The organism is Myxococcaceae bacterium JPH2, assembly GCA_016458225.1.
In the GTDB taxonomy this organism is placed as follows: Bacteria; Myxococcota; Myxococcia; order Myxococcales; family Myxococcaceae; genus Citreicoccus.
Genome location: JAEMGR010000005.1, coordinates 452,139 through 473,033 on the forward strand (window position 1 = coordinate 452,139; position 20,895 = coordinate 473,033).

20 protein-coding genes are annotated in these 20,895 nt (G+C 70.5%); 14 read left to right on the forward strand and 6 right to left on the reverse strand.

From position 1 onward, the window contains the following. The first annotated feature begins 115 nt into the window (after positions 1 to 115). From JGU66_10780 to JGU66_10790, 3 genes are read left to right on the forward strand one after another with little or no spacing between them, the layout of a single operon-like run. Complete coding sequence (locus JGU66_10780) at positions 116 to 580, forward strand: hypothetical protein (protein MBJ6761249.1); 465 nt, start codon at positions 116 to 118, stop codon at positions 578 to 580. A gap of 37 nt (positions 581 to 617) precedes the next feature. Next, a complete protein-coding gene (locus JGU66_10785; GenBank protein ID MBJ6761250.1) occupies positions 618 to 1,199 on the forward strand; it encodes a hypothetical protein in 582 nt (193 codons plus the stop codon). Positions 1,200 to 1,246: 47 nt separating this feature from the next. Next, positions 1,247 to 2,623, forward strand: coding sequence for a hypothetical protein (locus JGU66_10790; GenBank protein ID MBJ6761251.1), 1,377 nt, complete (start codon positions 1,247 to 1,249; stop codon positions 2,621 to 2,623). Between the two features lie 18 nt (positions 2,624 to 2,641). Here JGU66_10790 and JGU66_10795 read toward each other — a convergent pair whose 3' ends face one another. Together JGU66_10795 and JGU66_10800 are read right to left on the reverse strand one after the other, a co-directional pair. Beyond that, positions 2,642 to 3,802, reverse strand: a complete 1,161-nt coding sequence (locus JGU66_10795) for a site-2 protease family protein (GenBank protein MBJ6761252.1) — start codon at positions 3,800 to 3,802, stop codon at positions 2,642 to 2,644. A gap of 171 nt (positions 3,803 to 3,973) precedes the next feature. Continuing rightward, on the reverse strand, positions 3,974 to 4,186 hold the full coding sequence (locus tag JGU66_10800; protein MBJ6761253.1) for a DUF2892 domain-containing protein: 213 nt from the start codon (positions 4,184 to 4,186) through the stop codon (positions 3,974 to 3,976). Between the two features lie 308 nt (positions 4,187 to 4,494). On the opposite strand from JGU66_10800, the gene JGU66_10805 reads away from it, so the two are divergent. Beyond that, the gene (locus tag JGU66_10805; GenBank protein ID MBJ6761254.1) at positions 4,495 to 5,166 is read left to right on the forward strand and encodes a hypothetical protein; all 672 of its coding nucleotides are present in this window, start codon (positions 4,495 to 4,497) and stop codon (positions 5,164 to 5,166) included. Here JGU66_10805 and JGU66_10810 read toward each other — a convergent pair. Beyond that, entirely contained in the window at positions 5,163 to 5,990 is an 828-nt protein-coding gene (locus JGU66_10810) for a polyphosphate kinase 2 family protein (protein MBJ6761255.1), read from the reverse strand. The two genes, JGU66_10805 and JGU66_10810, sit on opposite strands and share 4 nt — an antisense overlap. Before the next feature lie 166 nt (positions 5,991 to 6,156). On the opposite strand from JGU66_10810, the gene JGU66_10815 reads away from it, so the two are divergent. The 5 genes from JGU66_10815 (at position 6,157) to JGU66_10835 (ending at position 11,077) form a co-directional block, all read left to right on the forward strand. Then, a complete protein-coding gene (locus tag JGU66_10815; protein ID MBJ6761256.1) occupies positions 6,157 to 7,719 on the forward strand; it encodes an acyl-CoA carboxylase subunit beta in 1,563 nt (520 codons plus the stop codon). Positions 7,720 to 7,846: 127 nt separating this feature from the next. Next, entirely contained in the window at positions 7,847 to 8,443 is a 597-nt protein-coding gene (locus JGU66_10820; GenBank protein ID MBJ6761257.1) for a hypothetical protein, read from the forward strand. Between the two features lie 38 nt (positions 8,444 to 8,481). Next, positions 8,482 to 9,996, forward strand: a complete 1,515-nt coding sequence (locus tag JGU66_10825) for an acetyl-CoA carboxylase biotin carboxylase subunit (protein MBJ6761258.1) — start codon at positions 8,482 to 8,484, stop codon at positions 9,994 to 9,996. Positions 9,997 to 10,029: 33 nt separating this feature from the next. Further along, positions 10,030 to 10,539, forward strand: a complete 510-nt coding sequence (locus JGU66_10830; protein ID MBJ6761259.1) for a biotin/lipoyl-binding protein — start codon at positions 10,030 to 10,032, stop codon at positions 10,537 to 10,539. Between the two features lie 16 nt (positions 10,540 to 10,555). Beyond that, positions 10,556 to 11,077 (forward strand): YfbM family protein, encoded by a 522-nt coding sequence (locus JGU66_10835; protein MBJ6761260.1) that lies wholly within the window; start codon positions 10,556 to 10,558, stop codon positions 11,075 to 11,077. A gap of 14 nt (positions 11,078 to 11,091) precedes the next feature. Here JGU66_10835 and JGU66_10840 read toward each other — a convergent pair whose 3' ends face one another. Next, positions 11,092 to 11,976 (reverse strand): TSUP family transporter, encoded by an 885-nt coding sequence (locus JGU66_10840; GenBank protein ID MBJ6761261.1) that lies wholly within the window; start codon positions 11,974 to 11,976, stop codon positions 11,092 to 11,094. Here JGU66_10840 and JGU66_10845 point away from each other — a divergent pair. From JGU66_10845 to yhbY, 3 genes are all read left to right on the forward strand, one after another. Further along, positions 11,975 to 12,787 (forward strand): hypothetical protein, encoded by an 813-nt coding sequence (locus tag JGU66_10845; protein MBJ6761262.1) that lies wholly within the window; start codon positions 11,975 to 11,977, stop codon positions 12,785 to 12,787. The genes JGU66_10840 and JGU66_10845 overlap by 2 nt on opposite strands. A gap of 92 nt (positions 12,788 to 12,879) precedes the next feature. Then, positions 12,880 to 15,699 carry a DnaJ domain-containing protein gene (locus tag JGU66_10850; protein ID MBJ6761263.1) on the forward strand — a complete coding sequence of 940 codons (2,820 nt, stop codon included), beginning with the start codon at positions 12,880 to 12,882 and terminating at the stop codon, positions 15,697 to 15,699. A gap of 67 nt (positions 15,700 to 15,766) precedes the next feature. Beyond that, on the forward strand, positions 15,767 to 16,057 hold the full coding sequence (gene yhbY / locus JGU66_10855; protein MBJ6761264.1) for a ribosome assembly RNA-binding protein YhbY: 291 nt from the start codon (positions 15,767 to 15,769) through the stop codon (positions 16,055 to 16,057). 12 nt (positions 16,058 to 16,069) lie between these two features. Here yhbY and JGU66_10860 read toward each other — a convergent pair whose 3' ends face one another. After that, a complete protein-coding gene (locus JGU66_10860; protein MBJ6761265.1) occupies positions 16,070 to 17,038 on the reverse strand; it encodes a hypothetical protein in 969 nt (322 codons plus the stop codon). Positions 17,039 to 17,239: 201 nt separating this feature from the next. Between JGU66_10860 and JGU66_10865 the strand changes: the two genes are divergently transcribed. After that, positions 17,240 to 17,623, forward strand: coding sequence for a hypothetical protein (locus JGU66_10865; protein ID MBJ6761266.1), 384 nt, complete (start codon positions 17,240 to 17,242; stop codon positions 17,621 to 17,623). Positions 17,624 to 17,635: 12 nt separating this feature from the next. Here the strand turns inward: JGU66_10865 and JGU66_10870 are convergent, their stop codons facing one another. Continuing rightward, entirely contained in the window at positions 17,636 to 20,128 is a 2,493-nt protein-coding gene (locus JGU66_10870; protein ID MBJ6761267.1) for a cellulose binding domain-containing protein, read from the reverse strand. A gap of 182 nt (positions 20,129 to 20,310) precedes the next feature. On the opposite strand from JGU66_10870, the gene JGU66_10875 reads away from it, so the two are divergent. Further along, positions 20,311 to 20,892 (forward strand): dihydrofolate reductase family protein, encoded by a 582-nt coding sequence (locus JGU66_10875; GenBank protein ID MBJ6761268.1) that lies wholly within the window; start codon positions 20,311 to 20,313, stop codon positions 20,890 to 20,892. The last annotated feature ends 3 nt before the right edge of the window (positions 20,893 to 20,895 follow it).

Genomic DNA, 20,895 nt, shown 5'->3' on the forward strand with positions numbered 1-20,895 from the left:
ATGCCCTCACGGGCACCCTACCCAAGGATTCCGGGCGGCCGCGTCATTACCTCGTGCCACCGGTCCGCGCCGGTGGCGCGCTGCGACGTACCCACGCGGATGGAGTGATGCATCGATGTCAGTCATGCCTGTGGACGGACCCCGTAGTGGAGAGGGGGCACTGATGGAGATGGCCTTGTGGATGCCAGGAGAGAAAGGCGCACCCCGCCTGGGCGCCGCGGATACGCGCTCGACGTGGGTGGCCAAGGACCCCGCGCGTCTGCGCTGGGAGGCGCAGCCGTGGAAGCGCCAGCTTCGCCATCCGGCGGAGTATGAGCACCCGGTCGCGCGCCAGGCGCTGGTGGAGGCGCTGGTGACGGATGGGCACGGGGTGGACGCCGAGGTGGCGCGCTTCGCCGGCGTGTTGGAGGACCGCTTCTACGTCAGCATCGCGCAGGTGGTGCGCTTCGCGGACGGGCTGACGCGGCGGCTCGCGTTGGCGCGCACGGATGACGAGGTGCTTCAACTGGCGCACCTGCGCCGCAACGCCGAGGATCTGGCGGAGCGGATGATTGAATGGGCCAACGCGGGTCGCCTCTAGCGCGCGCGTCCCAGGCCCCGTCGCGAGGAGGAGTGCGTTGAGCCAGTCCCACCGTCCGAGTCGCGTCTCCCGTCCCAAGCCTCTCCTCTCGCGCGCCGCTCGAACGCTGGCGCGCGGCGGAGTGTTGACCTTCGCGCTGGTCGCGGGACGCGCGAGCGCGCAGGACGCGACGCTCGCACCGGTCACCTCCGAGCCGAGCCTGCTGCGGCCCGCGGGAGCCTTCCTGGGAGGCGCGGCGGCGGGGGCGGTGCTGGGGCTGGGGCTCAAGGGGTGGACCACGCGGCAGGACTTCCCGTGGCACCGCATGCGCGGCTCGGCGCTGCTGCCGTCGTTGGGGTTGGGCCTGGGCGCGGGGCTGGGCACGTGGACGGTGGGCACGCTGCTGGATGGGCGAGGCAGCCTGCTGGCGGCGCTCGCGGGCGGCGTGCCGGGCACGGTGGCGGCCTTCGTCGGAGGCTCGCAGGACCGGGGCGCCACCTGGGTGCTGGTGGGCGCGCCCGTGGCCGTGCTGGGCGCGGTGGTGGCGTATGAGCTGACGACGCCGGACGCACTCGCGGTGGTGCCCACGTTGGCCCTGGACGCGAATGGCGGCGGCCTGACGTTGAGTGGCGCGTTCTAGGCGCCGTTCACCTTGACAGGGGAGGACGTCTGCTCTCACGTCGGGGAATGCTCGCGCTCGCCCTGGCCGCCTCCCTGGCCGCAGCCCCCGCTCCCCGCGTCGCCGCCTCGGCGAACACCGTCGTCCATGTGCCCCAGCTCGACCGGCTCCAGGGGCTGACCGCCTTCCTGGAGCGGGCGGGCACCTACTCGAGCCTGCTGCGTCCCTCGGCGTGGCGGCCGGAGCTGCACCCCTTCCTGGAGTTGGATCCCGCGCACCCGGAGGCGCTCGCCGCGCTGGGCATCGACGCCACGGGCCCCGCCACCGTGTCGATGCGGGGCGACGGTCGGGTGTCCTGCACGCACCTGAAGGACGCGAAGGCCTTCCAGGCCAAGGCCGCCGAGGTGCTGGCCCCCACGGGCGCGGTGAAGCCCGTCGTGGCCAAGGGCGTGACGACGGTGAGCCTGCCGCGTCCGCAGGGCGGCAGCGTGGGCTACGCCCTGAAGGGCGACGAGGCCTGCGCCTTCGGTGGATCCGACGAGCGCGGCGCGCTGCTGAAGGAAGCCGTGCGACTGGTGGGCCGCGCGCCCGCGACCAACGCGCGCATGAGCAAGGTGCCGGGCGTGCTGTATCTGCAGACGCCCGAGGGCGTGCTCGGCCTGGATGGGACCGCGAACTCGCTCCAGGTGGACGGCACCGCGTCCACGCTGCCGCTGCCGCCCTTCCAGGCGCTGGCCGCGAGCCCCTATGGCGCGGTGAAGCCCGAGGGCCTCCTCGTCGCGCGCGCGCAGATTGCCCCGGCGGGAGTGGCGCAGGCATTGGGCGCGGTGCGCACCGCGGTGCAGTCCGTGTGTCCGGAGTGCCCGGCGGACGGAGTGAAGGCCGTGGCCGCGGCGGTGGCCCGGCAGCTCACGGGCGCGGTGCTGCTGGATTTGGACGCGGTGCAGGTGCGCGGCTCGCTGCGCTCCGCCACGGGGCGCTTCTTCGCCGGACGTCAGGCCCTGGCCGCCGAGGTGAAGGACGCGGCGGCGGCGAAGGCCGCCTTGGAGCCGGTGGGCCGGTTCCCCGGCGCGAAGCCGCTGGCGGATGGCTGGGCGCTCGCGGTGAAGGGGGGCACGTTGGTGCTGCGCCTCAAGGGCAATCATCTCGTGATGGGCAACGACGAGGCGGTGACGCAGGCCCTGCTGGGGGTGGTGCCCGCCGAGCCCACCGCGCAGCAGCACGCGGTGGAGTTCGCGGTGGACCCCAAGCGCCTGGCGCGCGGCCTGTCGCAGGTGTCGCTCCTGGACGTCATGGGGGATGACAGCCTCGCGGCGATGTTCGCGGCCAGCTCGGAGCTGGGGCCGCTGCTCGCGCGAAGTGAGCGCCTCACCGGCTGGCTCGACAGCGCGGCGGGCGGAGGCCACCGCTTCGCGATGACGTGGGCCCTGCCGCCCGCGCAGTAGTCGCCGAGCGTCTCGGACTCAGGCGGGCCGCTCCTGACGCCAGCGCGGCCCTCGGCGCTCCTCGCGCTCCGTCCGCGACGCGTGCAAGGCCAGCGTCTGCTGCACGTCCGTGACGTCCACCGTCCCCGCCAGACGCCCGTCCTCCTCCACCACCGCGAGCTGCGGCACCTCGGCCTCGGCCATGCGCCGCACCGCCGTCCAGCCGTCGTCCGCGAGCGACACCGTCACCGCGGGCGACTGCATCACCTCGCGCGTGGTGCGGCGTCCGCGCGCGTCCTCGGGCACGGCGCCGATCGCCTCCACCGTCACCCGCCCCACCGGGCGCCCATCCTCCGTCACCGGAAGCATCGGCACGCGCTCGCGCCGCAGCGCCCACTGCGCATCCCACAGCGAGTCCGCCACATCCACGCTCACGCGCCGGGGCGACATGAGCTGCGCCACGGGGATGCCCTCCAGCGTCACCTTCATCCGCACCTGCCGCGCCTCACCCTCGGCGCCCATGAAGATGAAGAAGGCGATGACGACGAGCAGCGGGTTGAGCTGCACGAGCCCCCACAGGCCCATCAGCACCGCGAACCCGCGTCCCAGTCCCGCGGCCACGCGCGTGGCGCGCAGCGGGCCCCACCGGCTGGTGAGCACCGCGCGCACGATGCGCCCCCCATCCATGGGAAACGCCGGCAGCAGGTTGAACAGCCCCAGGAAGAGGTTGAGGGTGCCCAGGTAGAAGCAGGCGAACTGGAGGTTGAACGAGCGCAGGTCGCGCAAGAGCCACGTCGCGCCGCCGAGCACCGCGGCGAGCCCCAGGCTCGTCAGCGGCCCCATCAGCGCCATCCAGGCCTCGTCACGCGGACGCGGCGGCGCCTCGGACAGCTCGGACACGCCGCCCACCATCATCAGCGTGATGCCGCGCACCCGCCCGCCATGGCGGAGCGCATAGACGGTGTGCGCCAGCTCGTGAATCAGCACGGAAGCGAACAGGCCCACCGCCACGAGCAGGCCCCAGAGAAAGGGCGAGCCCGCCAGGCGCTCGGGAGGCACGTGCGCCACCTCCGCCGCGCGCCGGAACGCGCCGCCGAACAGGAAGGCCATCAGGGGCAGGATGAGCAACAGGGAGATGTGCGCGCGGATGGGGATGCCGCGGAACGACGCGAATTGAAGTCCCCCGCGAGTGGCTGGCATCGGCCCTCCTCCGGAGCATTCTGGCTCGGAGCATCCTGGTGGCACGCGCGGGCCACTGGAGGCACAGGCCCGGTCCGGAGTCTCAAGCTCCGTCCCACCGGCGACGCGCGCACGGGACAAGAAGGAGCCCGGTCGTCCGCTCGCCTCGGGCCAGGAGGGCACCCGAGCGCTTCACGGCAGGCCGCGCACGGCCTGCAGCCCGCTCGGCTGCGTGCTCACGCCGAGCAGCGCGTAGAGCGGGCAGTAGCCCAGCACGCCCGTGAGCAGCGGCACCAACCCCACGAGGCCCCACGGCGTGCGCGGTCCGGCCACCACCAGCGCCAACATCACCAACCCCTCCAGGACGCGCAGCGAACGGTCGACAGTGCTCTCGTTGCAGATCATGACGGCTCTCCTCTCCTCGCGATGGGTGGCGGCGGTGGGTGTCACTTCCGCGAGGTGAGGCTGACGAGGAGCAGCGCCGCACCGTGCCTGCCCCTTGTGCATCACGTGCGCCAACGAACGTTTCGCGGAGTTCCGAGGGGTTGCGCTCCGAGCCCCTCGCGCCCATTTCCCAATTCCGAGCAGCAGCGGGCCGGCGGTGTCCGCCTGCGGGCAGTCCTCCCGCAGACACCCGGTCGCCCCCGCGTACCGGGCGGCGCCGGAGGTTCAACGGCAGTGCGCTCGCGGCACCGCGAGCAGCGGAGAAAGCAATGCACAATCCCATCCAGTGGGCGAAGGCGGCCTGGCAGGCCACGCATGCGGTGCGCGACCCCACGCTGTTGACGAACATCCTGGAGCTGGCCCCCGTGCTGGTGCCACCCGAGTCACTCCAGTCCCTGGCCCGCAACCTCCAGCGCCACCCCACCGTGGCGCGCGCCTTCTGCGAGCGTCCGCGCGTGGGGCGCCTGGACCTGACCTGGATGGGAGCGCTCCCGCTCGGCACGTTGGGCCGCAGCTACTCGGACCACCTGCGCGTGAACGGGCTGGACCCCGCCGCGCTGCCGCGCCTGGATGCCCCCACGGACGCGCTCTACGTCCGCGCCCACCTCTTGGAGACGCATGACGTGTGGCACGTGCTCACGGGGTTCTCCGCAGACGTGGCCGGCGAGCTGGGGGTGCAGGCCTTCAGCCTCGCGCAGATTGGCAGCCCGTTCGCGCTCGCGGTGCTCACGGGTGGACTGGCCAACACCCTGCTCTACGCCTTCGCCGAGCGCGACGCGCGCCTTCGCGCCCTGGTGCGCGGCTGGCTCCTGGGCCAGCGCGCGCAGCCCGTGTTCGGCGCGGCCTGGGGACAGCTCTGGGAGGTGTCCGTCACAGAGCTGCGCGCGCGCTACGCCATCGACGTGGAGGCGGTGGACCGGCTGCTCTCCAAGCCGAACTAGCGCTTCTTGCGCCAGGCCTTCAGCTCCGCCTTCTTGCGCGCGCCCACCTCGTCCAGGCGCTCCTGCCACGCCTTGCGGTACGGCCGGAGCGCCTCCGCCACCCGCCGCGCCACCACGAGGTTGCGGTACCACTTCGAGTCCGACGGCACGAGCGTCCACGGCGCCCACGGCGTGGAGGTCTCCGCGAAGACATCCTGGTACGCCTGCGAGTAGTCGTCCCAGTGCCGCCGGTCATCCCAGTCGCCGGCGCTGATCTTCCACGCCTTGCGCGGCTCCTTCTCCCGGTCCAGGAGGCGCTGCTCCTGCTCCTCGCGGCTGATGTGGAGGAAGAACTTGAGGACGATGGTGCCGTGCTCGGCCAGCATCTCCTCGAAGTCGCGGATGTGACCGTAGCGCGCCTTCCACAGCGGCTTGGGCGCCAGCTTGTGCACGCGCACCGCCAACACGTCCTCGTAGTGGGAGCGGTTGAAGATGGCGAACTCACCCAGGCGCGGGGTGTGCTTGTGAACACGCCAGAGGAAGTCGTGCGCATTCTCCTCGGGCGTGGGGACGCCAAAGGACGTGACGGCGACGCCGCGCGGGTTCAGGTCCCCCACCACGTGCTTGATGGTGCCGTCCTTGCCCGCCGTGTCGCGCCCCTGCAGGACGATGAGCACCGAGTTCAGCCGGGCCCCCCATTGAAGGTCCTGAAGGTCGAAGAGCTCCGCGCCCAGCGCCTCGAACTCCTCCTTCGCGGACTCGCGCTTCACCTTCTTGTCCGGCGAGGTGGCGAGCTTGTCCAGCACGACCTTCTTGCCCTGCTTCGCGAGGGTGATGACGCTCATGAACGGCCTCCCAGCGCCAATCTACCCACCCGGCCGGCCCCGCGCCCCGGGGCAGGACGGCCCTCCCCCCCAGGCCATGCCGCACCGCGCCGCTTTGGACACGCGGGGGGCACGCGAGGGTTCGGGACACGCGCGGGCCGCGCGCCGGTGTGGTAGACGGCGCCCCATGGACGGAACCCCCGAGAAGGATCCTCTCCGCGCACGGCTCCAGCAGATGGAGCAGCAGGCCGAGCAAGGCGGCGGCGCTGACCGCATCGCCAAGCAGCACGAGGCCGGCAAGCTCACCGCCCGCGAGCGCATCGACCTGCTGCTGGACCCCGGCTCCTTCTGTGAGCTGGACAAGTTCGTCACCCACCGCTCGAACGACTTCGGCATGGGCGACAAGAAGATCCTCGGTGACGGCGTCGTCACCGGCTACGGCACCGTCGAGGGCCGCAAGGTCTTCGTCTTCGCCCAGGACTTCACCGTCTTCGGCGGCTCGCTGTCCGGCGCCTATGCCCAGAAGATCTGCAAGATCATGGACATGGCCACCCGCGTGGGCGCGCCGGTCATCGGCCTGAACGACTCGGGCGGCGCGCGCATCCAGGAAGGCGTGGAGAGCCTCGCGGGCTACGCGGACATCTTCCTGCGCAACACGCTCGCCTCGGGCGTGGTGCCGCAAATCTCCCTCATCCTGGGTCCGTGCGCGGGCGGCGCGGTGTACTCGCCCGCCATCACCGACTTCATCATGATGGTGAAGGACACCTCCTACATGTTCATCACCGGCCCGGACGTCATCAAGACGGTGACGCACGAGGAGGTGTCGAAGGAGGCCCTGGGCGGCGCGCTCACGCACAACCAGAAGTCCGGCGTGGCGCACTTCGCGGCGGAGAACGAGCAGGCGGCCATCGTGATGACCCGCGAGCTGCTCTCGTTCCTCCCCTCCAACAACCAGGAGGACGCGCCCGCCCAGCCGTGTGACGACGACCCGTTCCGCGCCGAGGAGTCCCTCAAGACGCTCGTGCCGAGCAACCCCAACAAGCCCTACGACATCAAGGAGATCGTCCGGGCGGTCGTCGACAACAAGCACTTCTTCGAGGTGCAGGAGCACTTCGCCAAGAACATCGTCGTCGGCTTCGCGCGCATGAACGGGCGCAGCGTGGGCATCGTCGCCAACCAGCCCGCGGTGCTCGCCGGCTGCCTGGACATCGACGCCAGCGTGAAGGCCGCGCGCTTCGTGCGCTTCTGCGACTGCTTCAACATCCCGCTCGTCACCTTCGTGGACGTGCCCGGCTTCCTGCCCGGCACCGACCAGGAGTGGGGCGGCATCATCACCCACGGCGCCAAGCTGCTCTACGCGTACGCCGAGGCCACCGTCCCCAAAATCACCGTCATCACGCGCAAGGCCTACGGCGGCGCGTATGACGTCATGGCCTCCAAGCACATCCGCGCGGACATCAACTACGCGTACCCGTCGGCGGAGATCGCCGTGATGGGCCCCGAGGGCGCGGTCAACATCATCTTCCGCAACGAGCTGCTCAAGGCGAAGGACCCCAACGCCGAGCGCGCGCGCCTGGTGGCCGAGTACCGCGAGAAGTTCGCCAACCCGTTCAAGGCGGCGGAGCTGGGCTACATCGACGAGGTCATCCGTCCCGAGGACACGCGCAGCAAGGTCATCCGCGCCCTGGAGATGCTCAAGGACAAGCGCCAGGAGAACCTGCCGCGCAAGCACGGCAACATCCCGCTGTAATCCCGCTGTAATCCCCAAGCGCCCGGGGGACCCCCTCCTCCGGACGCAGGGCAGGCAGGCGCGCGCCGTCCGGGAAATTCTCGGGCGGCGCGTGGGCTTTCAGGGAGCTACCCAAGGAGCTGCCCGCGTGACCCTGCGCCGCCTCGTTTTCTTCGTGTCCGACGTCGAAGGCCCTCTCCCCGCCCTGCACCCGACGATTCAGCGCGTCTGTGATGCGTTGGACGTCGCTCCGCCCGAGGCCCATTGGGTGCCCCACCGGCCGGACGGGCTGGCGGACGCGGGCTGGCACGTGGCCGAGGTGCCGCTGCCCAGCGGCAAGGGCCCCTCTCCCGAGGAGCACCTGGACGCGATCGCCAAGGGGCTGGCCCAGGAGTGTCGCGAGCGGACGCTCGGCATCTACGTGGACCGCGAGCACAGCTACGCGCGCGCCTGTCTCGCCGTCCCCGGCTACCCGCCGCGCGCATCCGAGGGTGAGTACCTGGATGTCGTGCGCCAGGGCGCGCGCTGGCTCGGCGTGGAGACGCCCACGCTCTCGCATCTGTTCACTGGCGACGCGGCGCGCAATCTCCTGGCGGCGGCCGTGGACTTCGGCTCGGGGGGCGCGGCGACCCAGCCGATGCTGCCCGCACCCGCTCCCGCTCCGGACGAGGATGACCTGTTCGTCGAGGGGAAGCTCGCGCAGGCGCGGGCCTACATGGAGCAGTACCGCGGCATGCGGAAGTAGGGTCGGCAAACCCGGGCGCCCGTGCTAGAGGGGCGCCCATGCCCAAGATCCGCAAAGTGCTCGTCGCCAACCGCGGCGAGATCGCCATCCGGGTAATGCGCACCTGCAAGGAGCTCGGCATCTCCACGGTGGCCGTCTACTCCGAGGCGGACCGCTCCGCGCTCCACGTCCGCACCGCCGACCAGGCGTACTTCGTCGGCCCCCCGCCCTCGCGTGAGAGCTACCTCGTGCAGGAGCGCATCCTCGAGGTCGCGAAGAAGTCCGGCGCGGACGCCATCCACCCCGGCTACGGCTTCCTCTCCGAGAACGCGTCCTTCGTGCGCGCCTGCGAGAAGGCCGGCATCACCTTCATCGGTCCGCCGGCCTCCGCCATGGACGCCATGGGCGAGAAGACTCGCGCCCGCGCCAACATGATCAAGGCCGGCGTGCCCGTGGTGCCCGGCTCCACCGAGCCCTTCGCCACCGAGGGCGAGGCCCGCGACTACGCCCAGAAGATTGGCTTCCCCATCATGCTCAAGGCCGCCGGCGGCGGTGGCGGCAAGGGCATGCGTCGCGTGGAGAGCCTCCAGGAGTTCGAGTCCGCGTGGCGCTCGGCCAAGAGCGAGGCGCTCAACGCCTTCGGCAACGACGCCGTCTACATCGAGAAGTACCTGGAGAAGCCACACCATGTGGAGATCCAGGTGTTCGCGGACCAGTACGGCAACACCATCCACCTGAACGAGCGCGAGTGCTCGGCGCAGCGCCGGCACCAGAAGGTGGTGGAGGAGACGCCCAGCCCCATCCTCACCCCGGAGCTGCGGGCGAAGATGGGCGAGGTGGCGGTGAAGGCGGCCAAGGCCGTCAACTACGTGGGCGCCGGGACGGTGGAGTTCCTGGTGGACGTGCACCGCAACTTCTACTTCCTGGAGATGAACACCCGCCTCCAGGTGGAGCACCCGGTGACGGAGTGGGTCACGGGCCTGGACCTCGTCGCCCTGCAGATCCGCGCCGCCGAGGGCGAGAAGCTGCCGCTGCTGGAGGCCCCCACGCCCAACGGGCACTCCATCGAGGTGCGCGTCTACGCCGAGGACCCCTCGCGCAACTTCATGCCCAGCCCCGGGAAGATTACCTACCTGCGCGTGCCGGGCGGACCGAACGTGCGCGATGACTCGGGCGTGTTCCCGGGCTTCACGGTGCCCAACTTCTACGACCCGATGATCTCCAAGCTGTCCGTGTGGGCGCCCACGCGGGCCGAGGCGATCGCCCGGGCGCAGCGCGCGCTGAGCGAGTACGTGGTGAAGGGCATCACCACCAACATCCGCTACCTGAAGGCGCTCCTGGCGCACCCGGAGTTCGTGGGCGGCGACTACGACACCAGCTTCCTCACGCGCAACCACGACGCGCTGATGGGCGTGGAGGATCCGCGCCTGAGCGAGGTGGCGCTGCTGGCCAGCGCCGTCTACGCGTACAACCGCGACCAGAAGCGCGCCAAGACGCTGCCGAGCGCCCAGGGCTCGGGCTCCGGCACGGGCGGCGTCAGCCCGTGGCGGCAGGCGCTGCGCAACCGTCGCTAGGCCGCATCCCCCTTCCCTCTCGGAAAACCTTCCATGCGTTACTTCACGAAGCAGCAGGGCCAGAAGGAAGCGGTGCCGGTCGACCTGGAGTCGCTGGGGAACGACCGCTACCGGCTCACCGTCAATGGCAAGACGTTCCAGGTGGACGCGCTGGCGCTGGAGCACGGCACCATGTCCATGCTGGTGGACGGGCAGTCGTACAGCGTCGAGTTCGAGGAGAACGGCGACGAGGTGGGCGTGCTGGTGCGCGGGCAGGTGACGCGCGTGGACGTGGCGGACGAGCGCCGGCTGCGGCTGCGCGCGGCCACCGCGGGCTTCTCCGTGGAGGGCAAGCAGCTCATCACCGCGCCCATGCCGGGCAAGGTGGTGAAGGTGCTGGTGAAGGTGGGCGACGAGGTGAAGGAGGGCCAGGGGCTCGTGGTCGTCGAGGCCATGAAGATGGAGAACGAGCTCAAGAGCCCCAAGGCGGGCAAGGTGACGGAGCTGTTCGCCAAGGAAGGCACCGCCGTGGAGAACAACGCCAAGCTCGTCGTCGTGGAGTAGTCAGGAGGTCATCGGGATGGAGATGCTCTGCACCCTGCGCAGCGCCACGGACGCGCAGCGACAGGCGCTGCTCACTGCCCCCGGGCGGCTGGAGGCCTTCCTCGATGACGAGGAGGACTTCGGCGATGCGCGCGGCGCCACCTTCCTCGAGCTGGACATCGGCGAGGCGTGGCACGGGCTCCAGTACCTGCTGACGGGTACGCCGTGGGAGGGCACCGCGCCCCTCGACTTCCTGGTGCGCGGCGGCGAGGACGTGGGAGACATCCCCTCGGACGAGGGCACGGCGCGCATCCTCGCGCCGGCCCAGGTGAAGCACCTGGCGGACGCGCTGAAGACCTTGAGCCCCGCCACGCTGCGCCAGCGCTTCGACCCGGAGGCGCTGCAGGCCCAGGACATCTACCCGGGCACCTGGGACGAGGAGACGCTGGAGGACGGCGTGGATCCGCTGGAGGAGCTGCTGTCCTACTTCGACGAGCTGCGGAAGTTCGCCGCGGCCGTGGCCCGGCGCGGGGACGCGCTGCTCGTGCACATCGGCTGACGTTCCGCGCGGGCTCAGCCGAGCAGCACGTCTCGGCCGAGCTTCAGCACCAGCGCCACCACCACGCCGAGCACCACGCGGCGCACCAGCCGGTCGCCGCCCTTCACGGCCAGGTGCGCGCCCATCCACGCGCCAGAGAACTGCGCGGCGGCCATGGGCAGCGCCACGCGCCACAGCACCACGCCCTTCAGCGCGAACAACGTCATCGAGGCCAGGTTGGAGGCGAAGTTGACCACCTTCGCGTCCGCCGAGGCCCGGGCCAGCGAGTGCCCCAAGAGCGACGAGAACGCGACGATGAGGAACGTCCCGACGCCGGGGCCGAAGAACCCGTCGTAGGTCCCCATCACGAGCGCGATGAGCGCGCCCACCGCCTGGGCGCGAGCGCGCGGCGTGGGCTCGGGGTGCTCCGCCCCTGAGGGCTGCTTGCGGAAGGCGAGGAAGAGGGCCACCGCGATGAGCAGCACGAGCACCAGGGGCTTGAGCACCTCGGGCTTCACCAGGAGCAACAGCCCCGCGCCCATGAGCGCGCCCAGCAAGCTGGAGGGAAACGTCACCTGCGCCAGCTTCCCGTCCACCAGCCCGGCGCGCGCGAAGCGCACCAGGGCCGCGAACGAGCCGAACACGGACTGGCCCTTGTTGGTGCCAAAGGCCATGTGCACCGGCAGGCCCGCGGTCAGCAGCGCTGGCAAGGTGATGAGCCCGCCGCCTCCCGCGATGGCATCCACGAGTCCAGCGCACAGCGCGGCCAGGCACAGCAGGAGGAGCTTCAGCGCGCTGATGTCCACATCCACCGGGGTCCACCTCCACCACGCAGGCGGCGGCCCGAGTATCACGCCCGGCCTCCAGCGTCCTGGTCGGTTGCTTGCGCCCGAGCACGCCTTGGGCGTCAATGCCCCCATGCTCTCCACCCTGGTCACCGTGCTGGCGCTGACGCTGGCCGCGCCCCCGACGCCGCCCGACCCCTCGCAGGCCACCTGCCGCTCGTTGGATGGACATGTGTCATGCGGCTATGGGTGCAAGTCGGACGGACAGCGGGTGCGCTGCGCTCGCACGCAGCAGGGCCGCTGCCAGGTGTTGGATGGACAGGTCGTGTGCTTCGACCCGCCGGCCTACGCGGTGAAGGCCTACGGAGCCGCGCTGCCCGAGCCCGAGTGCAAGACCATCGACGGCGTGGTGGCGTGCGGCTACGGCTGCGCCACCGAGTTCGGCAAGGTGAAGTGCGCGAGCACACCCGTGGGCCTCTGCAAGGCGCGCAACGGCGACATCACCTGCTTTGATCCGCCCGCCGCCGTCTTCGCCGTCTACGGCAAGGAGGCGCCCAAGGCCGAGTGCCGCAGCAACGGCATGCAGTCCGCGTGTGGCTACAACTGCGTCTCCGCGCCCGAGGGCGTGCGCTGCGCGAAGACCCCCGCGGGCGTGTGCAAGGCCCAGAACGGCACGGTCACCTGCTTCGACCCGACGCCCGCGGCGCTGTGTGCCTGGGGCAAGGCCATCCCCGCGCCCACGTGTCGGATCAGCGAGAGCGGCCCGGTGTGCGGCTACACGTGCACGGTGGCCTTCTCGAAGGTGGCATGCGCGGCGACGCCAGCGGGGGTCTGCAAGGTTTTCGACAGTGAGGTGTACTGCTTTGATCCGCCCGCGGAGCCGCAGGGCGACCCCGCATGCCTTGCCGTGGTGGGCATGGCCGCGCTGGAGGGCGCCGCGCCCTGACCGAGGGTGAGGCAATCTGGCCCCACAGCCGCTTTGAGCCGCAGGACGGGAGCGATAGGTTTCGATGACTCGACACGGGAGTGGAGCCGCGCATGGCGGAGGGTGAGGTCCGGCAGTACTGGGTCCGAAACGATCGGGGCACCGTCTGGGGGCCCCTGACCCCGCCCACCATCGAGTTGCTCGTCGACAGCGGCTCCATCAAGGGCACGCTCCAGGTCTCCGAGGACGGGCTCAACTTCGCCTTCCCGTGGCGCTTCCCGGATGTCCGAGACGTCTTCCCGCGAGAGATGTGGGGAGACGCGGGCGCGGCCACCGCCCAGGCCACCAGCACCGCCCGCGCTGTCGCGCCCATCGGGCACACCCCGGTTCCCACCAGCGCTGGAGCCATGGCGTCGGGAATGGGCGCCATGCCGATGGCGGGCCCCGGTGCCGCCCCGGTCGCGGCGCCGATGACAGGTCCCGCGGGTGCGCCCATGGCGGGGCCCGGCGCGCGTCCCGGTGCCATGCCGATGACGGGCCCCGGCGCGGGTCCCGGCGCCATGCCGATGGCGGGCCCAGGTGCCGCACCAGTCGCGGGTCCTGGCTCGATTCCGATGGCGGGCCCGGGTGCGGCTCCCGTCGCGGGTCCCGGCGCTGCGCCCATGGCAGGCCCCGGCACGGCGGCGAGACCTGGCGCTGCCCCCGGTGCTCCCCGAGGCGCCGCGCCAGTCGCGGGCCCCGGCGTCACGCGCCCCGCTTCCGGTCCCCTGCCCCCCAACGCGGCCCGGGCTGGCGCGCCCGGAACAGCGCCCCGCCCGCCACATCCCGCCGTCGCGGCCACCCGCGCTCCGACCGCTCCCGTCCCCCCCACCGCGGCGGCCCGTCCGCCCGCGCCAGCGAGTCCTCCCGTCGCGCCCCCAGCGGCCGCGAATCCGCCCGTCCCCACCGCGACCGCGCGCCCGCCCGCGCCCGCGAGCAGCCCCACGGTCGCGCCCGCGGAGCCCCCGGCCGTCGTTCCCGACAGCGAGTCCCCCCTCGCGCCGCCTTCACAAGGACGGCTCGAGCAGCACTCGCCCATTCGCCTCTACGGACGCATTGGCGCGGGCGAGCACACGGGCCTGCTCACGCTCACGCTGGCGGACCGCACGCAGCTCATCCACTTCCGCAAGGGCAACCCCGAGTTCGTCGACTCGTCGCATGCGGATGACGCGCTGGGCACCTCGCTCATGGGCGCGAAGCTCATCACCGGGGAGCAGCTTCATCAGGCGGACGCGGCTCGCGATCGCTTCGGTGGAGACCTGCTGACCGCGCTCTTTGGTCTGGGCCTGTTGCAGCCCGCGACGGCGTTCACGCACCTCACGCAGCGCGCGCAGCTCCTCCTCACGAGGGCCCTCCGCGCCGAGGCGGGAACCTTCACCTTCGAGCCCAAGGAGCTGCCCGGCGCCAAGGCGATGCCGCTCGGCAACCGGTGGGCCGTGCTGAGCGATGCCGTGCGGAGGCTTCCACCTGCGGACCTCAAGCGCCGGCTGGCCGCCGTGATGCAGCTCCCCATCATGAAGTCGGGGGGAATCGTCGCCGCCACCGACCTGCGCTTGACGCCGCACGAGGTCCGAGCCCTGTCCGTCATCGACGGCGTGCGCTCCGTGGCGCAGCTCCTCACCGACTTCCCGCAGGACGCGGACCACCTGCTGCGGCTCGCGTTCCTCCTGAAGGAGCTGGACGCGGTCTCGTTCGCCGCGCCGAACCGGACGCCCGCGGTCGCGGACGCCACGGCGGCCCAGCCCTCCACGGCAGGAGTCGCGAGCCCAGGCCCCCAGCCCGCCGCGAGCCCCGGCACGACACGTCCCGGCACAGGTCCAGGCGCGGCAAGCCCCTCCACGAACCAGGGCGCCGCCCCCACCGCGGGCCCAGGCGTCGCGAGGCCCGCAGCGGGTCCCACCGCCGGACCAGGAGCAGCCCCCACCGCGGGTCCAGGCGCCCGTCCCGCAGCAGCGGCGCCAGGAGCCGCGCGTCCCACAGCAGGTCCCGGAGCCGCCCCCGCCGCGGGCCCAGGCGCCGCACGCCCCGCCGCAGGTCCAGGTGCCACGCCCGGTGCCGCTCGCCCCGCGACCGCTCCAGCCGCAGCCCCCACCGCCGGCCCAGGCGCCGCGCGTCCCGGCACGCCTCCAAGCGCCCCGGCGCGCCCTGCCCCGCCCGTGGTCACCAGCCCCAGTGCCCCCGCCCCAGCCGCAGCGGCGGCCTCAGGACCGGGCGCCGAGGAGATCCCCGCGCTGCGCCAGCTCGCCACGGCGATGAAGCAGCAGAACCACTTCCAGCGGCTCGGGCTGTCCGAGCAGACCGAGGCGGGACCGGTGAAGCTGGCGTACTTCCGGCTCGCCAAGCAGTACCACCCGGACACCCTGCCGCAGGGCGCGCCGCCCGAGCTGGAGAAGCTCAAGGCCGAGGTCTTCGCGTACATCGGCGACGCCTACCGGACGCTCAGCGACGACAAGAGCCGCGCCAACTACCTCGAGGAACTCAAGAGCGGCGGCGCCGGCAACGAGGTGGACGTCCAGTCCATCCTCATGGCCGAGGAGCTCTTCCAGAAGTCCTGCATCCTCGTCAAGGCCCGCAAGTTCCCCGAGGCCGTGAAGATGCTGGACGAGGCCATCAAGCTCAACGCCGAGGAGGCCGAGTTCTACGCCTGGCGCGGCTACGCCCGGTTCTTCACCGCGGCGGACAAGAAGGCCGCCCAGCCCGAGGCTTTCCGGGAAATCCAGAACGCCATCAAGCGCAATGAGCGGTGCGCCCCCGCCCACTACTTCCTGGGCGTCATCGCCAAGCTCTGTGGGGACGCCACGAGTGCCCTCAAGCACTTCAAGCGAACGGTCGAGCTGCAGCCCGACCACATCGACGCGATGCGGGAGATCCGCATGGCGACCCAAAAGAAGTAGGGTGCGCCCCCTTTCGCCGGAGCGAGCCCCCTTGCTCGCCGCCGGCCCGAACCTCAAGGAGTCAGACGTGTCCCTTACCGGGAAGCAGCGGCGCCAACTGCGCGCCATCGGCCATCACCTGGAGCCGGTGGTCCTCGTCGGCCAGTCCGGCGTCACCGAGGGCGTCATCGCCGCCGTCGAGCAGGCGCTGAACGACCACGAACTCATCAAGGTGAAGATCAACGAGGGCCCCGAGACGCGCCACGAGGCCGCCGCGCGCATCTCCGAGGGAACTCACTCGGAGCTGGCGCAGTTGCTGGGCCGCACCGCGCTCTTCTTCAAGAAGCGCGAGAAGAAGTCCAAGTTCGAGGACCTCTGAGCCCGCCGAGCCTCACCGTCGGCTCGGCATCAGGTCCGAGCTGAACGAGAACCCAGCGAGCAGGTAGGGCATCGCATCGGCGCGGTTGGGGTGCTGGAGATACCAACCCGCGATGACGAGGAGCGTGGGCCGGTTGAACGAAGAGTTCTCCCGGGTGTGGAACGAATAAGCCACGAGCGGGCCCACGCGCATGTGGCTGTTTCCCTCGAAGTTGGCGGGCAGGGAGGCGTCCTCGCCGTAGCGCGGCCACACCGCGCTGAAGCGCGCCCCCACCGTCCACTCTCCGCCCAGGAAGAGCAGGTCCGTGTCATTGGCGAGCACCCAGCCCTTGCCCGGCACCAGGGTGTCGAGCGTGGCGTCGTAGAAGGTGCCGCCCTCGCCTTGCTTCAGGTTGACGTTCCAGTACTCGACGGCCAGCTTCGAGCGCAGCGCCACGGACTTCACCTTCGCCTGCAGCGTGGGCTCGAAGAGGAGGTGGTGTCCGGAGGTGCTGTACGCGCCGTCGCGGCCCGCGTCGCGCACGTCATCCGAGAAGTCATGGAAGGGCCCCGGATAGGACTGGAGGAAGCCCATCGTTCCGAAGAAACGGACGTACTCGTAGCCGGCGCGCAGGTTGAGCACCGTCAGGGGTTGAAGCTCCAGCATCGGGCCCACCTTCACGTAGGCGGGGCTCGCCTTGAGGCTCGCGGCGGCGCTGGCGAAGGTGTCTCGAAACAACAGCTCCGAACTGTCAAACAGTCGGCGCTGATAGACGAGCCGGTTCTGCGTCTCCAAGCCCAGCGGGTTGTAGCGAACCACCGTGAGGCTGGAGAGGAACAGGCGGGTCTGAGGAGGGAGCAACAGCGGCTCGGGCATCGGGCTCGCGGGCTCGGCGGCGGCCGGCGGCTCGGAGACAGGCGCCTCGGGCTCGGTGGCGCCCGCGACACTCCCCCACGACAGCGACAACGCCAATAGACAAGACAACGGGCTCGGAACCTTCATGCAGGAGTCTCCCGGGACGCGCAGCAACGGATCCACCGAGCGTACGCTGAATCCCCGAGAGAAAACTCCGTCCCCACTGCGACTGCGTGCGTCATGGCGCAGCCAGCGCTGCCGCTCCCACTGAATCAGCTACCCAATCCCAACCCCGGTGTTATGTCCGTTCCGCTTCTCAACCCAAAGAAGGAATGGATGAAGGCAAACTTGAACAGGGCGATTTGGGCATGTCTTGGATTGCTGGCGGGTGGCTGTGTCCCCAGAATCGAGTACGCCAAGACCACCTCCATCACGGCCCCGGCGCGCGAGGCGACCTGCCAGTTCGACATCATCACGACCCGCCCGGACCGGCCCTTCGACGAGTTGGGCGTCATCGACCTCCCCGCGCGCTCGAATCCAACGAGTCTGCCGAGCTCCGTCACGGAGTTCCGCGCCGTGGCGCAGCCGCATGTCTGCGCCGCGGGCGGGGATGGCGTCATCACCGAGGTGAATGGCTTTGGGCAGTACATCCGCGGCACGGTCATCCACTACCGTACCGCGGCACAGCCCGCGCCGACGCCCGCGCCCTCGGCTCAGTCGACCACGCTCTGAGCCGCAGACGCGTTACTCACAGGGGTTGCCGTTCAGCGTGCAATTGAATGGCAATCCCAGTCCCACGGTGGTGAAGCCGAAGTCCTTGCTCGCCCCGGCCTTGATGGTCGTGTTGAAGCTCACCGGGAGGAACGTGTAGTGGTTCCCGCTCTGGGTCATGGTGCAGGAGAACGGGCCCTGCGCCGTCGTCCCAGGCGGCAGGTCCATCTCCAGACGCCACCCTGTGACGGAGGCCGTGCCCAGGTTCTCCACGGTGTAACGGCCCGTGTAGCCATTGGCCCACGATGACGTGGAGGCAAAGTGCGCGACCAGCGTGGACGCGGCCGCCGCGGTCGTCACGCTGACGCTCGCGCTCGCCGGAGACACGTTGCCCGCGGCATCCCGAGCGGTGGCAGTGAAGACATACGTCGTGGCGGGGAGCAGGCCCATCAGCGTGACACCCGTGCCGCTGGGGGAAGCGAGCACCGCGCCGCCCGCGCTGACGGCGTAGCCGGTGACCGCCACGTTGTCCGTCGAGGCATCCCACGCCAGGGTGACCTGCGAAGAGGTCACCGCGGTCGCGTGAAGCGAAGTGGGGGCGGTGGGGGGCGTCGTATCGGGCGGAGGCGGCGTGCCTGCGCTGAGCAGGAAGAGAGAGTCCTCCGAGTCGGTACGCGTCGCGTCCACGCCATGTCCGCCGGAGTAGTCCGCCGTCTCATGGTGAGCCCAATCCGCGATGGGCGTCCCGGCGATGTCCAGGTGCTGGTAGCCCGAGCCCGACCAGCCGAATTGATAGACGCGCGCGGTCTCGGAATAGAAGTCCGTGTACGGCGCGGAGTCCGAGCCCAATTGCTTGCGCAGGCTGTTGTGAAAGAAGACGTTCTGGGGACCCGTCGCCCCAGACCACTTCACGGCCTTCTTGCCCGCGCCCCACCAGATGGGGAACCAGTTGGAGTCATCCGGACCGCCACCGCCCTCCTCGCCGCAGTTCGCGGTGCAGTTGCCCGAGCGGTGCGCATAGGGCACCGCGCTCGTGTTGCGCTCGAAGAGGTTCCGGCGCTCCCAGCCGCCGTGCAGGTTCAGGTCCGAGTCGAAGTCATTGCCAATCACGACGTTGTCCGAGGCGGACCACTGGAACGTGAAGTGGCGCAGGTTGCGCGAGCTGTTGCCCACATAGAGCGAATCCCAGACACGCGAGCCGCGGAAGTAGCCATTGCCTCCCTTGCCCTTGTTCCACGCGCCATCGAGCACGTTGTCCACGACCTGGAGGTTCTTGGCCTCCTCCGTGACGATGGGGTGCGAGCCGGTCATCTCCGTGCGGATGCCTCGGACCCAGCAGTCCACGGCCCACTTGAACACGAGCCCATTCATCGCATACGCGGGCGCCAGGTTGCCGTAGTTGTGCAAGGCATCCGCGCGCGTGAAGCCGGGCACCTCCTGCGTGAGGTACAGGCTCTCGAAGCCCACGCCCACGACAGGGTCCACCAGCGGCGACGCCTTGGAGTCATACACCGTGCCGTCGATGGCCGCCGAGCCATCCGAGGTGGACGTCACCGGGACGTCGTACTCCAGGGGCTTGTCCACGGTGAGCGTCTTGTTCGCCGTGTCCACGGCCACGATGCGGAAGATTTGCTGCCGCATGTGCAGGTTGGACAGCGCGTAGTCGGTGGGGAGCGCCTGCTGCTCCGCATAGAACGCCACGGTATTGGCGGCGCGGATGTTGACGTACTGCCCCACCGCCAGCGTGGACGCATTCGCGGCCAGGTACACCACGGTGTCGCCCGTGCGCGCGGCAAAGCCAGTCTCACCGGGCTTGGCCCGCAGCTTCACGCCCGCCTTCCAGTGGACGTTCACCGTGCCTTCGAAGAGGTCCTTCCGATTGGCGGGCGCGGAGGCGTAATCACTCGCATAGGCTGAGTGGACGCCGCGCGACTGCACCCGGAACAGGCCGCGTCCCGGCCACAGCCAGCCGCCCTTGCCCTGCCCGTACGTCATTCCATCCTCGTCCCAATCACCGCCGTCCGAGGTCAGCGTGTCGTAGCGGGTGTCCGCGTCGGGGCGGAAGACGAGCTTCGTGCCCGTGGCGGGGTCGGAGCCGGCGCCACGGATGATGAGATAGTCCGCGTCCACCGCAAGCTGCTTGGACACATCGAGCTGCCCCGCGGGCAAGGACAGCAATGACAGCTTCGTGTACGAGGCGCTCGGCGAGCAGCTCGTGCGCAGCATGTCGATGGCGGCTTGCAGGCCCGCGGTGTCATCGAGCCCGTCGTTGGGCACCACGCCGTAGGTCGTCGCCAGCTCGGCCGGGGTCACCTGACAGGCGGCATCCGGGTTGATGTCCGCGGGACCGGGCAGGTTCTGCCCGCCGCGATAACCCGCCTTGGACCAATCCGGCAGACCCGCCAGCGGGGCCCTCCGATTGACGGAGGAGACATCCAGCGATTCAGCCGCCAGGGCGGACACGGAACCGAACAGGGCGAGCGAGGGGAGCGCCAGCCAGAACACACCAACTCTGTGAAAGAACACGAACAGCTCCAGGAGTCATCGTCTTGGCGGAAAGACAGGGGAGACCGCCAAAACAAACTTAACGATGCCAACGGCGGCCTCGCCACGCTTCGTGGGGTGGGCGGGCCGCGCCGTGACCTCTTGGATTTGCTGTGGGACGAAGGCGCTCTCAGGCAAAAAGGGGCCCCAGAACCGGAGGAATCTTGAGACAGCTCACCTACTTCGTCGCCAGCTCGTTGGATGGATTCATCGCCTCGCCCCAGGGGGCGTTCGACTTCTTCTCCGCGGCCCCGGACTACTTCGACGCCCTCGTGGCCGAGTATCCGGAGGCACTGCCCGCCGGCTACCGCGCGTACCGCGGGCTCACTGGCCCAGGTCGGCACTTCGACACGGTGCTCGAGGGACGGCGCTCGTACCAGGTGGGCCTGGACGCCGGGGTCACCAATGCCTATCCCCACCTGGCGCACTACGTGTTCACCCGCTCCGGGGAGAAGAGCCCCGACCCCACGGTGACGTTCGCTCGGGATGCGCTCGCCACGGTGCGGGAGCTGAAGAAGCAGCCCGGGCTGGGCCTCTGGCTGGTGGGTGGAGGCGCGCTCGCCGCCGAGCTGCTTCCGGAGATTGACGTGTTCATCATCAAGCTCAATCCCGTCATCGTGGGCTCGGGAATCCGGCTGGTGGACTCGGGCTTCGCGCCGCACGCGCTGCACCTGAAGGAGACGCGCGCGCTCCCCAGCGGGGTCGTCTTCCTCACCTACGTTCCGGCAGCCCCGCGACCGAGCTGACCC